The organism is Paenibacillus sp. EKM10P, assembly GCF_011800655.1.
Lineage (GTDB): Bacteria > Bacillota > Bacilli > Paenibacillales > Paenibacillaceae > Paenibacillus > Paenibacillus polymyxa.
The window spans coordinates 63,880-78,812 of the sequence record NZ_JAALET010000005.1 but is presented as its reverse complement, the minus strand read 5'-3'; the positions used below and the strand labels follow the sequence as shown (position 1 = coordinate 78,812).

Sequence of the window (14,933 nt, the reverse complement as noted above, 5' to 3'; positions counted from 1 at the left end):
TTGATAAAGTTCAATCCGAAAAGGCTCAAACCTCATAAATCAAGGAAGAAATACAATGTGTTTCAAAATATATGGCGGGCGATTCGTCTGAATTTTATTAAGCTGTTGCGCGCCCCTGGTGGAGTTAAAAAGATCTCTTTGGGCTTCGCCATTGGCTTTGGTCTGGAGATGATCGTAATTTCCACGGCCTCTCTCGTATACCTCGTGTTTTACCCGATTGTTCGGCTGTCCGGTGGTTCGCTGCCTGCCGCCATTGTGGGTAACGTTGTCGGCAAGCTGACCTTTTTGCCGATTGTACTGATGCCATTCGCCAAGCAACTGGGAGCTTGGATTTATCCATCACATTATCCGGTACATGTCAGGGGCGGTCGACTTCACGAGCATTCTTTTATGGAGCTTTTTCACGGCAACTGGTCTGTATTCAGAGACTTACTGCACGGAGGCCTCCACATCCTGATCGGCATGTCTATTTTCGGTGTGGTGCTGGGCATAATTTCGTATTTTGTCATTCAGGTTCTGTATAACCGTTCGCTGCACAAACGGTTGGAAAAGCGGAAACTGCGTCATGGCGCAGGATTTTCGCCGACCAGATTGCTGAAGAATGGATAATGTTGTGCATCAGAAGCTCCTTGAGCCTATCGTTTAGGCCTTGAGGGGCTTCTTTTGGGTTAAGCAAATCTTTACTTTTATGCCACGTCTAAGGATTATGTGTATATCTCTTTTTGGAATTAACCTGGATGGATTTACTGTGAAAATATAGAAAAACGAATATACATTCTTAAAAAAGGCACGACTACTGTTGTGGGAAAAATTTACCGTTTGGCGGAAAGATATTGTACTTCTCTAGCATTCTAGACCTGTACAACGGGGAGATTGTGGCTTACAGTATAGCGGACAAGCAAGATACGTCCTTGGTTGTGGGTACGCTAAATCAACTTCCAAAATAGACAAGCATGCTGCTCCATAGCGTTCAGGGAAGCGTATATACGTCACAGGCTTATCAAGCTGCAGTAAAGGGAAAAGGCATGACCATGAGCATGTCCCGTAAAGGAACACCCGCTGATTATGCCCCTATCGAATCGTTTCATTCCACGCTAAAGTCTGATGTACTGAAATTAATTTATTGACATGAAACCAGTTACATATTTTAATCTTGTTTTGTAGCGAGAGATCATAGATAAGCATGTTACCAACTCGTTTTGAATTTTTTTAGATACTTTTTAAACATTCATTATAAAGTATATAAAAAAAGACCTTTATGAACTTCACAGGAAGCGAATACTCATGGGAATATTAGTGGGAATTATATTGACCACATGCATTTTGATAGGTTCGTATTTTATCATCAGCGCAATTGTATATTCGCAAAAAATTCAAATTCTTGTGGAAAACATGCAAGTGAAACACGTAGATCATTTTAATCAAAAGGACAAAAAAGACAAGCAAAAAACTGGAGGGCATAAGTATGATTAAACTTGTAGTCACGGATCTAGACGGAACATTTCTGAACAATAAAAGTCAGTACGATGTCGAACTTTTCAAAAAAGTTTATGCAGAGATGCAGCAAAAAGGAGTTACATTTGTCGCATGTACAGGTAAACAATGTGAACGTGTTGAAAAATTGTTTGACGAACATGGCAAGGGAGTTTGGATACTGGGTGACAGTGCTGCTCGAATTAAAAAAGATGGCCAAGTGGTTAAAGAGTTTAGTATTGATCGGGATCTAGCTCTACAGGCGATTGATCAAATTCAAGACTTCGACAACAATATGACGCTTATTGTATGTGCAAGTGATGCTGCGTACGTTCATTTTTCCATTTCAGAAGATATGTATAAAGTTGTTAAAGGCTCCTATGAACGTGTATTAAAAACAGACTCCTTTGCAAACATAGATAGCCGTTTTATCAAAATCACGGTCTTCGACACGGAGGGGCGAAGTACAGCATTAAGAGCACATGTTGAGAATACGTTAGGTGGACAAATTTATATTGTTGATTCTGAAGCTAGATGGTTGGATATCACGGCATTGCATACGCACAAAGGTGAGACAGTAAAGAAACTGCAAGAAATGTTGGGCGTCACATACGAGGAAACAATGTCATTTGGTGACGGCGAGAATGATGTGGAACTCATGGCAATCGCGAAATACAGTTTTGCAGTGAGTAATGCTTGTGAAAATACTAAAAAGGCAGCAAACTTCATTACTAAGTCAAACGAAGAAAATGGTGTTCTTCTCACGATTCAAAAAATACTGGATTTGCAGTGACCCTTGTCTGTCAAATGGTATTGTATTCTGTAAAAGAGCGGGGCAATGGTGTGATTGCCCCGCTCTTTTATCATTTGAGTTGCAGTGCCCGTACTCCTTATTGTTTGAATTTCTATATTACGCTTTTGACAAAATAATATTTGAGTTGGAAGACTGTTGTAATCCAGATGATTTCAAATCGGCTTGTATTACTTCCATTCAAGTTGAATCGTTATTCGAAACTTGTTTTCGATAATTTTGCGGAACTACACCCATCTGTTTATTGAAAATGGACGAAAAATAGCTAGCACTTTGAAAACCGCAGGCAAGTGCGATTTCACTAATGGATCTTCGTGTTTCTTTTAACATTTCGCAACTTTTTTGAAGGCGATATTGAGTGACATAGTTGTTGGGCGTCTGGCCCACATATTTGTTAAATAATGTACAGCAACGGCTTCTGCAAACAGCTCCTGCAGATGCGATCTCCTCAAGAGTTATTTTTTGATCATAGTTTTGATGAATGAAACGAGTCATTTCCTGAACATGTGTCAATACTCCAGATTGCCCAGAAATGGGTTGCAAATGATCCCCTATAGTAGCACACAAAGATAAAGCTTGTGATGCCAGACGAAGCGGATTGGGAGGAGTATGGTCCTTGTGCATTTCCTGATAGATTTCTTGAATGGAAAGTAATACTCTTTGCTGCCAATCAATCTGATTTGTAAGCACGACAAAATCATCCATCATTAAACTAAACTTATCCCCCCAGTATGTTTGAACAAATGAAGGCTTCACACCAAGGATAGACGGATGAATGACGATGACAAGGAATAAACAATCGTTGTGGTCTGCAAGAGAATAACCGAAATGCAAGCGTTGGCTATTCACAAAAAGTCCATCTCCCTGATGCAATCGAGTGATAGTTCCATTAACAGAGAAATCCATCGCTCCTTTTAATACGTAGATAAACTCCACGTCCACATGCCAATGCGCTACTGCTGTATGATTGTTAAATTGATGAAGGCTTCCCTTTCTTACGTAAAGTGGTAAATCAGGAATATTATAATTCAAACGTTCTGATAAATCGGAAAACACCTCTAAATTTGTCATCAACAAAATCATCCTTTGAATATATACGATTTTTATAAAATTATAGCCAATTTTAATGGAAATAACAATAATAATATCCTATTCTTATAATGCGGAAATCAACGAGAGGACAGGGTATAGGTGAGAAACCGTATACAATTTAGAGGATCTGGCAATCGTGATTTTAATCGAGAGTTAATGATGCTCGTCATTCCCATTGCATTACAAAATTTAATATCAGCAACCGTGATATCCGTTGATGTATTTATGCTGGGTATGATTAGTCAATCTGCAATGTCAGCCGTATCACTCGCAGGGCAAATTACTTTTGCATTTTTATTTTATTCCCATCAAGACCCGAACTGGCCATTTCCGCAGTAGCTCTTGCCACGGTTTTAGCACGGATTATTGAACTAGTATGTTGTATGATTCACTCCGTAACCAAGGGGGGCATTCGTTTTCGTTTGCCTGTACGTGATGGCATTCAACGAAATTTATTAAAAGATTTCTTAAAATATACTCTGCCTGTACAGGGGAATTATATTGTATGGGGAGGAGCTCTTACCGCTACGGCTGCAATTATTGGCCATGTGAACTCCGATATGGTAGCAGCTAACTCGATAGCGTCTGTAGTTAAAAACCTAGCAGTTGTTCTCTGTGGAGGCATAGCTACTGGAGGCTCTGTACTTGTTGGAAAGTATTTGGGACAGGGTGACATCGAGAAGGCAAAGCATGCGGGCAACAAAATGTGTTTTTATGCTTTGATATTTGGAGTTATTGCAGCCTGCACGATTCTGTTCATTAAACCATTGGTATACTCCATCGTCAATTTGAATTCAATTGCTCAAAGTTACCTAGATGGAATGCTTTACATTAGTGCGTATTATTGTATGGCTAAATCCTTAAACTCCACAACTATAGCGGGTATATTTACGGCTGGTGGGGATTCCAAATTTGGATTTTGGTGCGACACTGTTGTCATGTGGCTTATTATTCTGCCGCTTAGTTACCTATGTGCTTTTGTTTGGCAAGTGCCGCCTATCTTTTTGTATATCGTCATCAGCTTAGACGAGATGATTAAATTACCCATTGCTTTTATTCGATATCGACAGTTTAAGTGGCTTAACAACATAACTAGAAACTTTGCATAAACCTGATCATAACTAAGGGTTATGCAATTTACTCTAATAAATACAAGCATTTATAAGGGAGAATGTTGCATGAATATCCAAGAACGAATGGCTAGCAAACAATTATTTACAGATCACGATGCTAATTATCCGAAAGAGGCTGCAGAGTTGGCGAAAGCACGCCAGCGTGGTAAGGCAATATGCTATGAAATTAATAATTTGCATCCGGATGATGTTGAAATGCGCAAAACGTTAATGAAACAACTCTTTGCAAGCATTGGAGAAAATGTATGGATGGAGCCGCCAATTCGCATGTCTTATGGTTCAAATACGACCGTAGGAAATAATGTATATATCAATTTCAATCTAACCGTGGTTGACGACTATAAAGTTACGATTGGTAATGATGTCATGTTTGGCCCGAATGTAACGATTGCTGTAACGAATCATCCTGTACATCCAGAAAAGCGCAAAGAAGGCGGGATGTTTGCATTACCAGTGGTCATTGAGGATGGGGCATGGATCGGGAGCGGAGCGATTATTGTTCCAGGAGTCACGATTGGCAAAGGGAGTGTAATTGGTGCTGGTAGTGTGGTAACCAAGGATATCCCTGCGAATGTAATAGCTGTTGGAAATCCATGCAGAGTTCTTCGTGAGATTACGGATCATGATAGAGAGTTCTACTATAAAGACATGCGTTTTGATCAGGTTGAATGGTAAGAAAAAGTGACCAATAGTTTTATAAAATAAAAATGCAGCTCACATAAAGTCAAATGGAACCATACAATCTTCGGTCATCTACCTTCTGGAGAGGGGTTTTTCGATGAATATACTTTATTTTTTTCTAACAATAGTTTCCCTTTATTTTGTCATTACAGCAATTGTGCATTCACGCCACACAAACTTGGTAGCCGATAAAATGGAAAAACAGTTTGAACATTACTTTAATGAAGATGCGCATCAAAATGATCAGCATATTGTATCAAATCGATAGCAATGCATTATCAAGCTAACGGGAGACGATAACTCAATAAAACTTAAAAGGCAACCGATCAACGTGGTCGGCTGCATGATTCCAATCGCGGTAACTGGCAGTTTGCTGTTTTCTACACTTCTGACTTTATTTGTGGTACCGTCTCTTTATATGTTGCTGGCAAAATATAAACTAAGACGCAAACTAAAGAAAGAACTGCCTTCAGCTTAAGAGGAACAGCCCTCATAACGTGAGACAAATCAAAACACCTTCAAGAGAATCAAGCCATGTCGTAAGATATGAAGATAACCTTGGAGGTGTTTTTACGTTGGCAACGAGAGTGAGTTATCCTTAGAAACAAAGATGAAAGCTATTGAAATGAGATTGGCAAGAGTTTCGATAAGAGAGGTTATGGAGCAATTGGGAATAAAGAATAAGGCACAGCTACAAACATGAATGAGGTGGTATCGAAAAGGCGAAGAACCAATGTTTTGATCCCTGTCTCACAAATGGGGGGCAGTCCCCAAATCAATAAATAGGGTGCTTTTTATTCGCTGGAGGCTATGACTGCAAATGGAGTTCGTTTATTACATTCGCTTCAGCCGCTCAAATCGTTTACAATACGTGTGCATACAACACTGGACGATAGGTTAATGTACATATGAGGAGTGGTGAAGTTGCGGAAGATATGGCAAATCTACTTAACAGACTGGAAAAATGTATTCAAAGTATCGACCGGGACTTTATTAGTCATTGGCATCATTCTTTTGCCTTCCGTCTACGCATGGGTGAATTTGAAAGCAATGTGGGACCCATATGCGAATACATCAGGTATTAAAATTGCAGTAACCAGCCAAGATCAGGGTGCTGAGGTAAATGGTAAAAAGATTAATATCGGCGACGAGGTTATACATAGCCTTCAAAATAACAAGAAGCTGGGTTGGACTTTTGTCAATGAAGCGGAAGCGCGAAAAGGGGTGCTGAACGGTGATTATTATGCCAGCCTGCTGATCCCAAAAGATTTTTCAGAGAAAATTACGAGTGTGCTTACAGAAAATCCGCAGAAGCCGGAGATTGATTATGCTGTGAATGAAAAAATCAACGCGGTCGCTCCGAAAATTACTTCTTCAGGGGCAACCTCTCTGACAAACCAAATTAGCCAAAACTTTATTGAAACGGCCAGCCAGGCGGTTTTGACGAAATTAAAGGAAGCCGGAGTAAAGCTGGAAGAGGAGTTGCCGACGATTCGCAACATTGAAAATCGGGTGTTGGAGCTGAATAATCGGTTGCCTGATATCGATCGGTTGGGTAAGCAGGCATTAGAGCTGGAGCAGAATTTACCGAAAATTAAGGCTCAGGGCCAAAAGATCATTGCATTGAAGAAAAAAATCCCTGAAATCAACCGTGCTGGCGACCTAGTGCTTAAAATTGACAAAAACCTGCCTGAGCTGGACAAGGTGGCCGCAGTTATTTTGGATATACAAAAAAAACTGCCCGATATTCAAAAAGCCGGTGATCGAATTGTTGAGCTGGATCAGAATTTCAATAAGGTAGAAAGTGTACTCGCTACCGCCTTGGAGGACACGCAAACGGCCCTAAAGGTCATTAATGCTGCCCGGACAGCACTGCCGAAAGTACAGAAAATAGCCGATACAGGCAAGGATTTTACAACTGGTATACTTGACTTTCTGGATAAAAACGAAGGTGCGCTTGATTCGATCGGAACCATAGTTAAAGAAGATTTACAGCTGGTGCAACAAATTGCGAATGAAGTTTCACAGATTACAGGCATCATTCGTGGTGTGGATTTTGATCCTAAAGCAGCACAAGCTGCGGCGAATCGGATTAGCGGTAGGCTCACGACTGCCGTAGGTGTGCTGGACCATATTTCTCAACTGCTGAACCGTGTGAACGGATATTTGCCTAGCCAGCCACTGAATTCACTTATTTCCCGGGTAAACGGGGTAGAGGATCGCTTCCGCCGATTGAATAGCACGGTCACTAGCATTGGGGATGCTATTCAGCGTGGTGAGAAGCCTGCCCAAAATCTGCTGGATGATGCTGACCGCCTTGCAGGAGAAATCAGTAGCGGAATTGACAGCATTTTGGACAATTATGATACGGAATATGCTCCTGCCATTCAAAAGGCGCTGGATCAAATCAAATCTGTTGCCCGCAATTCTGCCAATGTGTTGACCACAGCTCAAGAGCAGCTCCCGAATATTGATAAGCTATTAAATGATGCACAGGCCGCAGCTGAATTCGGCCAGCAAGAGCTAACACGTATCCAGCAGGACTTGCCACAATATCGCCAAAAGCTGCATGAAGCCGCTACGACGATTCAGGGACGTATGGACGAGTTTACGAATGCTGTGAACAAAGCAGCAGACTTCGTGAAGCACGATTTGCCAACGGTTAAAAGTAAAATTCATCAGGCGGCAGACTTTGTACGTAATGATTTGCCGAAAGCGGAACAACAGTTTGTTAAAATGGCGGATTTGATTGAAAACAAATTTCCTGAAGCTGAAAAAGCGGTACACCAGGTAGCCAATTTTGTCAGAACCGATCTTCCTGCTGCCGAGGATTCCATACGTCAGGCAGCAGACACGATCCGTAAGCTTAAGGGCGAAAATGCCCTCGGAAGAGCTATTGCGTTGCTTAAGGGAGATGTAAAAAAGGAAAGTGATTTCCTCGGTAGTCCGGTATCACTGAAGCAGGAGCGGATATACCCGATTCCTAACTATGGTTCTGCCATGTCACCTTTTTACACTACATTATCGATTTGGGTAGGTGCGATGCTGCTGGTCTCCATGTTCAGGGTAGATGTGGATGACCCGGAAGGTCAATATAAAAGCTACCAGGTGTATTTTGGACGGCTCATGACGTTTTCTACAATTGGTATTTTTCAGGCGCTGAGCGTATCTCTCGGTGATTTGTTCCTGTTGGGAACATATGTGGATGCCAAAGTAGCATTTGTACTCTCCTCTATGCTGATCAGTCTAGTGTTTACGGCCATGACCTATACTTTGGTTTCGGTGTTCGGCAATATCGGGAAGGGTCTGGCAGTCATCCTGCTGGTGCTCCAATTCTCCAGTTCAGGGGGCACATTTCCTATTGCGACGAGTACAGCTTTCTTTCAGACCCTGAATCCGTTCGTACCGTTCACCTATGCGGTTAGTCTACTACGGGAAACGGTAGGAGGAATGTTGCCTTCAACGGTAACACGAGATGTAGTGATGCTGTTTGTGTTTATCGGAATTTGCTTCTTGTTTGGATTAGTACTTAAGAAGCCGCTCAGCAAGCATACGAAGAAAATGGCAGAGCGAGCGAAAGAAACAAAATTAATTCCTTGATTGTTAAAAAGAGAGTTAGTTACGGTGGCTGAGGTGAGCGGCTCCGCCGTAAATTCACTTTCTTAACATTCGGCGTGTAGTATGTAGGGGTGGCCTCCGCATGTAATGCTTCGGCATGGTGCGGAGGCTTTTTTGCATGCGCTATCTACCTTTTTAAATGCATTTTGGGGTGTTTCAAAGGGGGGTTATTCTGGTGAATGAAGTAGGTATGGTCTTTTTTTATGCAATTTTTCGGAATTTTCAAAAAATCCTTAAGCAAAGGCGGGAGATAGTATGGAATATTCATACTTAGGAAAGTCAGGCTTGAAGGTTAGTCGGTTATGTCTAGGCACAATGAATTTCGGACCGGAAACTGAAGAAAAGGATGCTTTTAAAATTATGGATGCCGCGCTGGATGCGGGCATTAATTTCTTTGATACGGCTAATGTATATGGCCATGACCGTAAAGGCTGGACAGAAGAAATTATCGGACGATGGTTCCAACAGGGTGGTGGAAGACGCGAGAAGGTCGTATTGGCAACCAAGGTATATGGAGACATGAAAAATGAAAATGACGGACCCAATGCAGGGTCGGGCTTATCTGCATACAAAATTCGCCGTCATTTGGATGCGTCGCTGAAACGTCTGCAAACAGAACATATAGAGCTATATCAAATGCATCACATTGACCGCAACGTGTCATGGGATGAGCTATGGGGCGTATTTGAGTCCGTGGTGGATCGGGGACAAGTTGGCTATATCGGTTCCAGTAATTTTGCGGGTTGGCACATTGCGGTGGCGCAGGCCGAAGCGAAGGCACGGCGTTTTCTGGGACTGGTATCGGAGCAGCATTTGTACAACCTGAACGAACGCTCAGCTGAGCTTGAAGTATTACCGGCAGCTCAAGAGCTGGGTCTGGGTGTGATTCCATGGAGTCCGTTGGCGGGCGGACTGCTGGGACGCAATGCATTAGCAGGTACTGGTTCCCGCAGCGCACGTGCCAAGGAAAAGGTAGAGCAGAATCGTGCGAAGCTGGAGCAATTTGCAGCGTTGTCCCGCGAGCTGGGCGAAAAGGAAGACGTGATTGCCCTGGCTTGGGTGCTATCTCATCCGGCCGTGACGGCTCCAATTATCGGACCACGTACATTAGAACAGTTAGAGGATGCGCTGCGGGTACCTGAGGTTAAATTAAGTGAAGATGTGCTTGCCAAGCTGGATGAGATTTTCCCGGGTCCGGGAAAACCTGCACCAGAAGCCTACGCTTGGTAATATGGATTGATCATAAATCGGCAAAAAGCAGCAGATCAGAAGCCTCTTCTATGATCTGCTGCTTTTGCACTAAACGGAATCTGCCTTTTTAGATCGTATTTGCTGAACAGTCGTTTTTTGATGTGATACATAGCTATGCAGACTCATACCAAGGATAACGATGAACATTCCCAGCCATGACCAAGCAGATGGGATGGGGATAGACAAAAAGATTAATTCCCCCATTAGTGCAAAAAGCACTTCCAGCGATTGTGTGGCTTCTACTGTGGCCAGCTTTTGCATATTTCCACGTACCTGATCTGTAGCTTTAAAAAATAAAACCGTAGCAATGACCCCTGAGAACACGGCCACCAGAGCAGACTGTATGGTCTGATCCTTGCTTGGCAATCCTGTGCTAAAAACCCCGTATAACGAAAGCAATAACCAAAAAGGCAGGCTGGCTATAGTCATTCCGAGCACACGTTGATAGGCATCTAACCGCCCCGCACAAACTTCCATCATTTTACGATTACCTAAAGGGTATGCGAAAGAAGCCAGTATGACAGGCAATATACCGAATAAAAAATCTTGAGTAGAAATAGATTGCGACTGTTCGACCTGCATCACAATAATTCCGATTAAAATAATCAGAGACATCAATAGTCCTTGGATAGGGATTTTTTCTCGTACTTTGACAGGTCCGTTCTCCGTATGGACAACCTCAGCAAATAAAGGAACAAGCAAAGAACCGGAAATAATGGTTATTTGCCAAGTTCCTGCGATCAACCAACCTGGTGAATATGCCGATGCGAAGCATAACGGAGCATAAAATAAACCAAATCCGATGAAGCTCCACCACAGCCACCTTCCCGGTTGTTCCTTCATAACTTTCCACAGAGGCTTAAGCTTATGCTGGGCCATGACAATGACAAACAACATAGGAACCATAAACAGATAACGTAACGAAGCACTCCAGATCCAGCTTCCTCCAGACAGCTCCATAGACCGATTGAGAACAAATGTAAAAGCAAAAAAGAAAGCTGCAAACACACCTAACCAGATTGAGCGCATAGCATTCTCCTAATTCTTTAAGTGTCGTTATTTCTCATATTAATGACTCAAGATCATTCATTTCAAGAGTTTCTTTACAGTTGACAAAGCAAAAGGAATAATGTATATTTCTGAATGCTGATTTAATAGTAATAATTACGATTAAAACAATAATAAACCAATATTAAAGGGAGTGCACCAGCAATGAATAAGAAACCAATCCCGGTAACCGTGTTGAGCGGGTATTTGGGTGCAGGAAAAACGACGATTCTGAATCATGTATTAAACAATCGAGACGGAATGAAAGTAGCAGTCATCGTTAATGACATGAATGAAGTGAATATAGATGCCGAGCTGGTTAAGAAAGAGGGCGGCTTGTCCCGAACAGAAGAAAAACTGGTCGAGTTGTCTAATGGCTGTATTTGCTGTACATTGCGTGAAGATTTATTACTTGAGGTCAAGAAGCTGGCGGAACAAGGTGAGTTTGATTATATATTAATCGAATCTACAGGCATCAGTGAACCCGTACCCATCGCTCAAACCTTCACATACGCTGATGAAGAAACAGGCATTGATTTAGCTTCGCTGGCAAAACTGGATTGTATGGTGACTGTAGTCGATGCGAACCGTTTCTGGCATGACTTTGAATCAGGAGAAACGCTGCTGGATCGCAAGCAGGCTACTGGAGAAGATGACACACGTGATATCTCGGACTTGCTAATTGACCAGATTGAAACTTGTGATGTATTGATTCTGAATAAGTGCGATCTGGTTCAGCCCGCAGAGCTGGACAAGCTGGAGGGTGTGCTGCGGAGATTGCAGCCTGAAGCCCGAATCATTCGCACCTCCAAGGGAAAGGTCACGCCTACGGACATTTTAAATACGGGGCTGTTCAACTTTGACAAAGCTAGTCAATCCGCTGGATGGATTCGCGAGCTGGAGCTGGAAAGCCACACACCGGAGACGGACGAATATGGAATCAACTCCTTTGTTTATCGCCGCAGAAGACCGTTCCATCCTGCAAGATTGGCAGAATTTATGAGCTACTGGCCGGAGGAAATCGTTCGCGCCAAGGGTTTGGCCTGGATTGCAGCCCCCCAGGATTGGGCAGCGAGTATCAGCCAGGCAGGGCCATCTATTCAATTTGGTCCAGCGGGAAGCTGGCTTGCGGCGTTGCCAGAAGAAGAACAGCAGGAAATCGTCGCGGCCAACCCTGAGGTTCTGGACCATTGGGATGAGCAATGGGGAGACCGCTTGAACGAAATCGTTATGATCGGTATCGGAATGAATCGGCTGAACTTGGAAGAAGAGCTAGATGAATGTCTGCTGGACGATAGCGAAATGGAAATGGACTGGTCCAGCTTTGAGAATCCGTTGCCTTGGCCAACATGAAGAAACTAGTTGATCCATTCAGTAATAAAATCCATACACTTTTTGGCGGCTGGAGCCATGTTCTTTGAGGAGGCAGTAGCGATACCAACGGAACGGAAATATGGTCCATCCAAGGGCCGAATACAAATTTCATAAGGGTTTTGCACTAAAATCATTTCGGGCAGGATACTTACGCCCAGGCCATTTTGCACCATAGCCATAATGGCATGATCATCTTCTAATTCATATTTGATTTTCGGAACAAGCTTATGCTGGGAAAAAATTTTCTGTACATCTGTGTCACAGCCTGAAGCCGGCATAATGAAGGGTTCATGGAGAAGCTGATCCACACGTATGCTTGTTTGCTCCCGAAGCACATGATTAGATGGAAGTACGCACAGCATTCTTTCTTTTTTTAACGGTAATACTTCCAGTCCATCGAGAGTAGGCAGATTAACGAAGCCAAAATCAGCTTCTCCGCTGGCTATCCATTTTTCAATGTCATGGTAGTTCCCGTCAAGCAACTTTAGTTCAATAAGTGGGAACTGCTCGTTAAACTTTTGGATGATCCCAGGCAACCAATGGATGGATACACTTGAGAATGTGCCTATCTTTACAGTTCCGGTTTCCAATCCTTTGATGAGGGCGACCTCTTGATACAGCTTTTCATTCATTTGTATGATTTCTCTGAAATGCTTCATCAGACGTTCTCCGTTGCTGGTCAATTGGATGCCTGAACGTCCTCTAATTAAAAGAGTCAGGCCCAATTCCTGCTCCAAAGCGGAAACGGCATGGCTAATAGCGGATTGTGTTAGATTGAGAAGTTCTCCTGCTTTGGTAAAGCTTCCTGCTTCTATTACGCTAAGAAAGACCTTATATTTAAACAAATTCATATGTCCTCCAACTTAGAATGAAATATATTCATACATAGTATCACATATATTCATTTTTTTTATCTCAGCTTTGTGGTTATAATCGAACTTGAGAAAAATGCCGATTAATCATTAATTTCTGGGAGGTACCTATGAGTTCAATTGCAAAGACACCACTGCCCCCTTATTATGCAGCTATTTTTACTTCTGAACGTTCGGAAGGGGATGGTGGATACGGAAAGATGGGGGACAAAATAGTGGAACTGGCTGCCAAGCAGCCTGGCTTTCTAGGTGTGGAAAGTGTTCGTGACCAAAACGGAGTGGGCATCACAGTGTCCTATTGGGAGTCTTTGGACGCTATAAAACATTGGAAGGATAACGAGCTGCACAAGGTAGCACAGGAGAAAGGGAAATCCGAGTGGTATACAGCATTCGGTTTAAGAGTGAGCAAGGTAGAACGAGATTATTTTTTTACAGTGTAAACATGAAATGCGCACTGGCCCTGTAATTACAAAAGGAGCGTCTTCCAAGCCATAAACGGCTGGCAGGACGCTCCTTTTTTTGTTCCTATGCTTATACTCTTACGGGCTATGTGTATATGCTCAGGAGTTAGATGTATTTACCGGCTTCATCTCCTGTATAGCTTGTTTCAAACTTTGTGAGCATTGTTCGTATAGTTGTTTTCTTTGCTGCTCACTGGAGCCAGATGCGAGCTTTTGCAATTCAGTAGTGCACTGTTCTAATAGAGTCAGCACGGCTTGATTAGAGTCCTGTACCTTGGATTGTTGTACATTATCGCTATATTGGTCAATATATAGTTCTCCTTGTGTGTCCACCTGGGCAAAAAACACATCTTTGACCGTTAGACTCTTTTCCTTTAGCTTGGCATCCAGCCATTGCTGAGTAATCCCCATGTATGCCATTTGTTGCTCCATAAGTTGTCCATCCATAATGACTGCAGTAGGTTCCTTCTCCGGTAGCTGCAGCATATTCAGATCCTTAAGCGTCACAGGCTGCTTGTCTTTGGTTAACAGCACATTGACTTCGCCACTAGTTTCCATAAGAGCAAATTCTACATCAGCTACTTTGAATACATTCTTGCTTCGAAGCTGTTCCATGAGTTCATCCAGGGTGAGTCGCTCTTTTCTCAGATTATCCTCTAAAATTTTGCCGTCTTTGATTAGGACTGTCGTCTTTCCATCTGATAAATCCCTGACTTTCTTGCTTTTAATTTGCAAAAATTCAATGCCAAGTGTTGTCAGTACCCATACGGCTAACGATACAGTACCCAAGTACCAGGAGGATTCGCGTTCCAAAGGGATAGAAGCAGCCAAGTTACCGATGGTGATTCCAGTTATATATTCGAACAAGGAAAGCTGTGATACCTGACGTTTTCCGAGAATCTTGGTAATCACAAAAAGAATAACGATGGCTAATAACGTACGTAAAGCTACAATGGTCCATTCCTGCATTTGTCCAACCTCATTTCATTTCGCCATAAGGGCGCTACTATTCCAAGGATGTCCGCGCCAAGTCCCATTTAAACTCTAATCTACCCAAATTTAAATAACAGGCTGTCACCTATCCGATTCAATGCAATATAAAATTAAAATTTTCTATCGT

At 42.6% G+C, this 14,933-nt stretch carries 14 protein-coding genes and 1 pseudogene; 11 read left to right on the top strand and 4 right to left on the bottom strand.

The features are described 5' to 3' along the window. The 4 genes and pseudogenes from HFE01_RS14885 (at position 1) to HFE01_RS14870 (ending at position 2,266) form a co-directional block, all read left to right on the top strand. Positions 1 to 609 (top strand): DUF2062 domain-containing protein, encoded by a 609-nt coding sequence (locus HFE01_RS14885; protein WP_016821089.1) that lies wholly within the window; start codon positions 1 to 3, stop codon positions 607 to 609. Between the two features lie 203 nt (positions 610 to 812). Further along, positions 813 to 1,118, top strand: a pseudogene (locus HFE01_RS27345) (transposase); the annotation flags it as partial. A 166-nt stretch (positions 1,119 to 1,284) separates the two neighbouring features. Beyond that, positions 1,285 to 1,473, top strand: a complete 189-nt coding sequence (locus tag HFE01_RS14875; protein ID WP_016821091.1) for a hypothetical protein — start codon at positions 1,285 to 1,287, stop codon at positions 1,471 to 1,473. Beyond that, complete coding sequence (locus tag HFE01_RS14870; protein ID WP_107734178.1) at positions 1,466 to 2,266, top strand: HAD family hydrolase; 801 nt, start codon at positions 1,466 to 1,468, stop codon at positions 2,264 to 2,266. Before HFE01_RS14875 ends, HFE01_RS14870 begins: the two co-directional genes overlap by 8 nt. Before the next feature lie 198 nt (positions 2,267 to 2,464). Here HFE01_RS14870 and HFE01_RS14865 read toward each other — a convergent pair whose 3' ends face one another. Next, complete coding sequence (locus HFE01_RS14865) at positions 2,465 to 3,355, bottom strand: helix-turn-helix transcriptional regulator (RefSeq protein ID WP_107734177.1); 891 nt, start codon at positions 3,353 to 3,355, stop codon at positions 2,465 to 2,467. A 120-nt stretch (positions 3,356 to 3,475) separates the two neighbouring features. Between HFE01_RS14865 and HFE01_RS27340 the strand changes: the two genes are divergently transcribed. From HFE01_RS27340 to HFE01_RS14845, 5 genes are all read left to right on the top strand, one after another. Beyond that, a complete protein-coding gene (locus tag HFE01_RS27340; protein ID WP_243208199.1) occupies positions 3,476 to 3,715 on the top strand; it encodes a hypothetical protein in 240 nt (79 codons plus the stop codon). An 83-nt stretch (positions 3,716 to 3,798) separates the two neighbouring features. Next, positions 3,799 to 4,485 (top strand): MATE family efflux transporter, encoded by a 687-nt coding sequence (locus tag HFE01_RS14860; RefSeq protein WP_243208198.1) that lies wholly within the window; start codon positions 3,799 to 3,801, stop codon positions 4,483 to 4,485. Between the two features lie 69 nt (positions 4,486 to 4,554). Further along, positions 4,555 to 5,184 (top strand): sugar O-acetyltransferase, encoded by a 630-nt coding sequence (locus HFE01_RS14855; protein WP_017428360.1) that lies wholly within the window; start codon positions 4,555 to 4,557, stop codon positions 5,182 to 5,184. A gap of 930 nt (positions 5,185 to 6,114) precedes the next feature. Then, positions 6,115 to 8,790: a YhgE/Pip domain-containing protein gene (locus HFE01_RS14850; RefSeq protein WP_107734176.1), complete on the top strand. Its 2,676-nt coding sequence runs from the start codon at positions 6,115 to 6,117 to the stop codon at positions 8,788 to 8,790. A gap of 273 nt (positions 8,791 to 9,063) precedes the next feature. Continuing rightward, positions 9,064 to 10,038: an aldo/keto reductase gene (locus HFE01_RS14845; RefSeq protein WP_126665651.1), complete on the top strand. Its 975-nt coding sequence runs from the start codon at positions 9,064 to 9,066 to the stop codon at positions 10,036 to 10,038. A gap of 69 nt (positions 10,039 to 10,107) precedes the next feature. Here the strand turns inward: HFE01_RS14845 and HFE01_RS14840 are convergent, their stop codons facing one another. Next, positions 10,108 to 11,088 (bottom strand): DMT family transporter, encoded by a 981-nt coding sequence (locus HFE01_RS14840; protein WP_025364719.1) that lies wholly within the window; start codon positions 11,086 to 11,088, stop codon positions 10,108 to 10,110. A 183-nt stretch (positions 11,089 to 11,271) separates the two neighbouring features. Between HFE01_RS14840 and HFE01_RS14835 the strand changes: the two genes are divergently transcribed. Continuing rightward, positions 11,272 to 12,459 (top strand): GTP-binding protein, encoded by a 1,188-nt coding sequence (locus tag HFE01_RS14835; protein WP_167438432.1) that lies wholly within the window; start codon positions 11,272 to 11,274, stop codon positions 12,457 to 12,459. A 5-nt stretch (positions 12,460 to 12,464) separates the two neighbouring features. On the opposite strand, the gene HFE01_RS14830 is transcribed toward HFE01_RS14835, so the two are convergent. Next, on the bottom strand, positions 12,465 to 13,331 hold the full coding sequence (locus HFE01_RS14830) for a LysR family transcriptional regulator (RefSeq protein WP_167438431.1): 867 nt from the start codon (positions 13,329 to 13,331) through the stop codon (positions 12,465 to 12,467). A 131-nt stretch (positions 13,332 to 13,462) separates the two neighbouring features. On the opposite strand from HFE01_RS14830, the gene HFE01_RS14825 reads away from it, so the two are divergent. After that, on the top strand, positions 13,463 to 13,792 hold the full coding sequence (locus tag HFE01_RS14825; protein WP_167438430.1) for an antibiotic biosynthesis monooxygenase family protein: 330 nt from the start codon (positions 13,463 to 13,465) through the stop codon (positions 13,790 to 13,792). A 120-nt stretch (positions 13,793 to 13,912) separates the two neighbouring features. Here HFE01_RS14825 and HFE01_RS14820 read toward each other — a convergent pair whose 3' ends face one another. Then, positions 13,913 to 14,782, bottom strand: coding sequence for a DUF421 domain-containing protein (locus HFE01_RS14820; protein ID WP_016821104.1), 870 nt, complete (start codon positions 14,780 to 14,782; stop codon positions 13,913 to 13,915). Positions 14,783 to 14,933 lie beyond the last annotated feature (151 nt).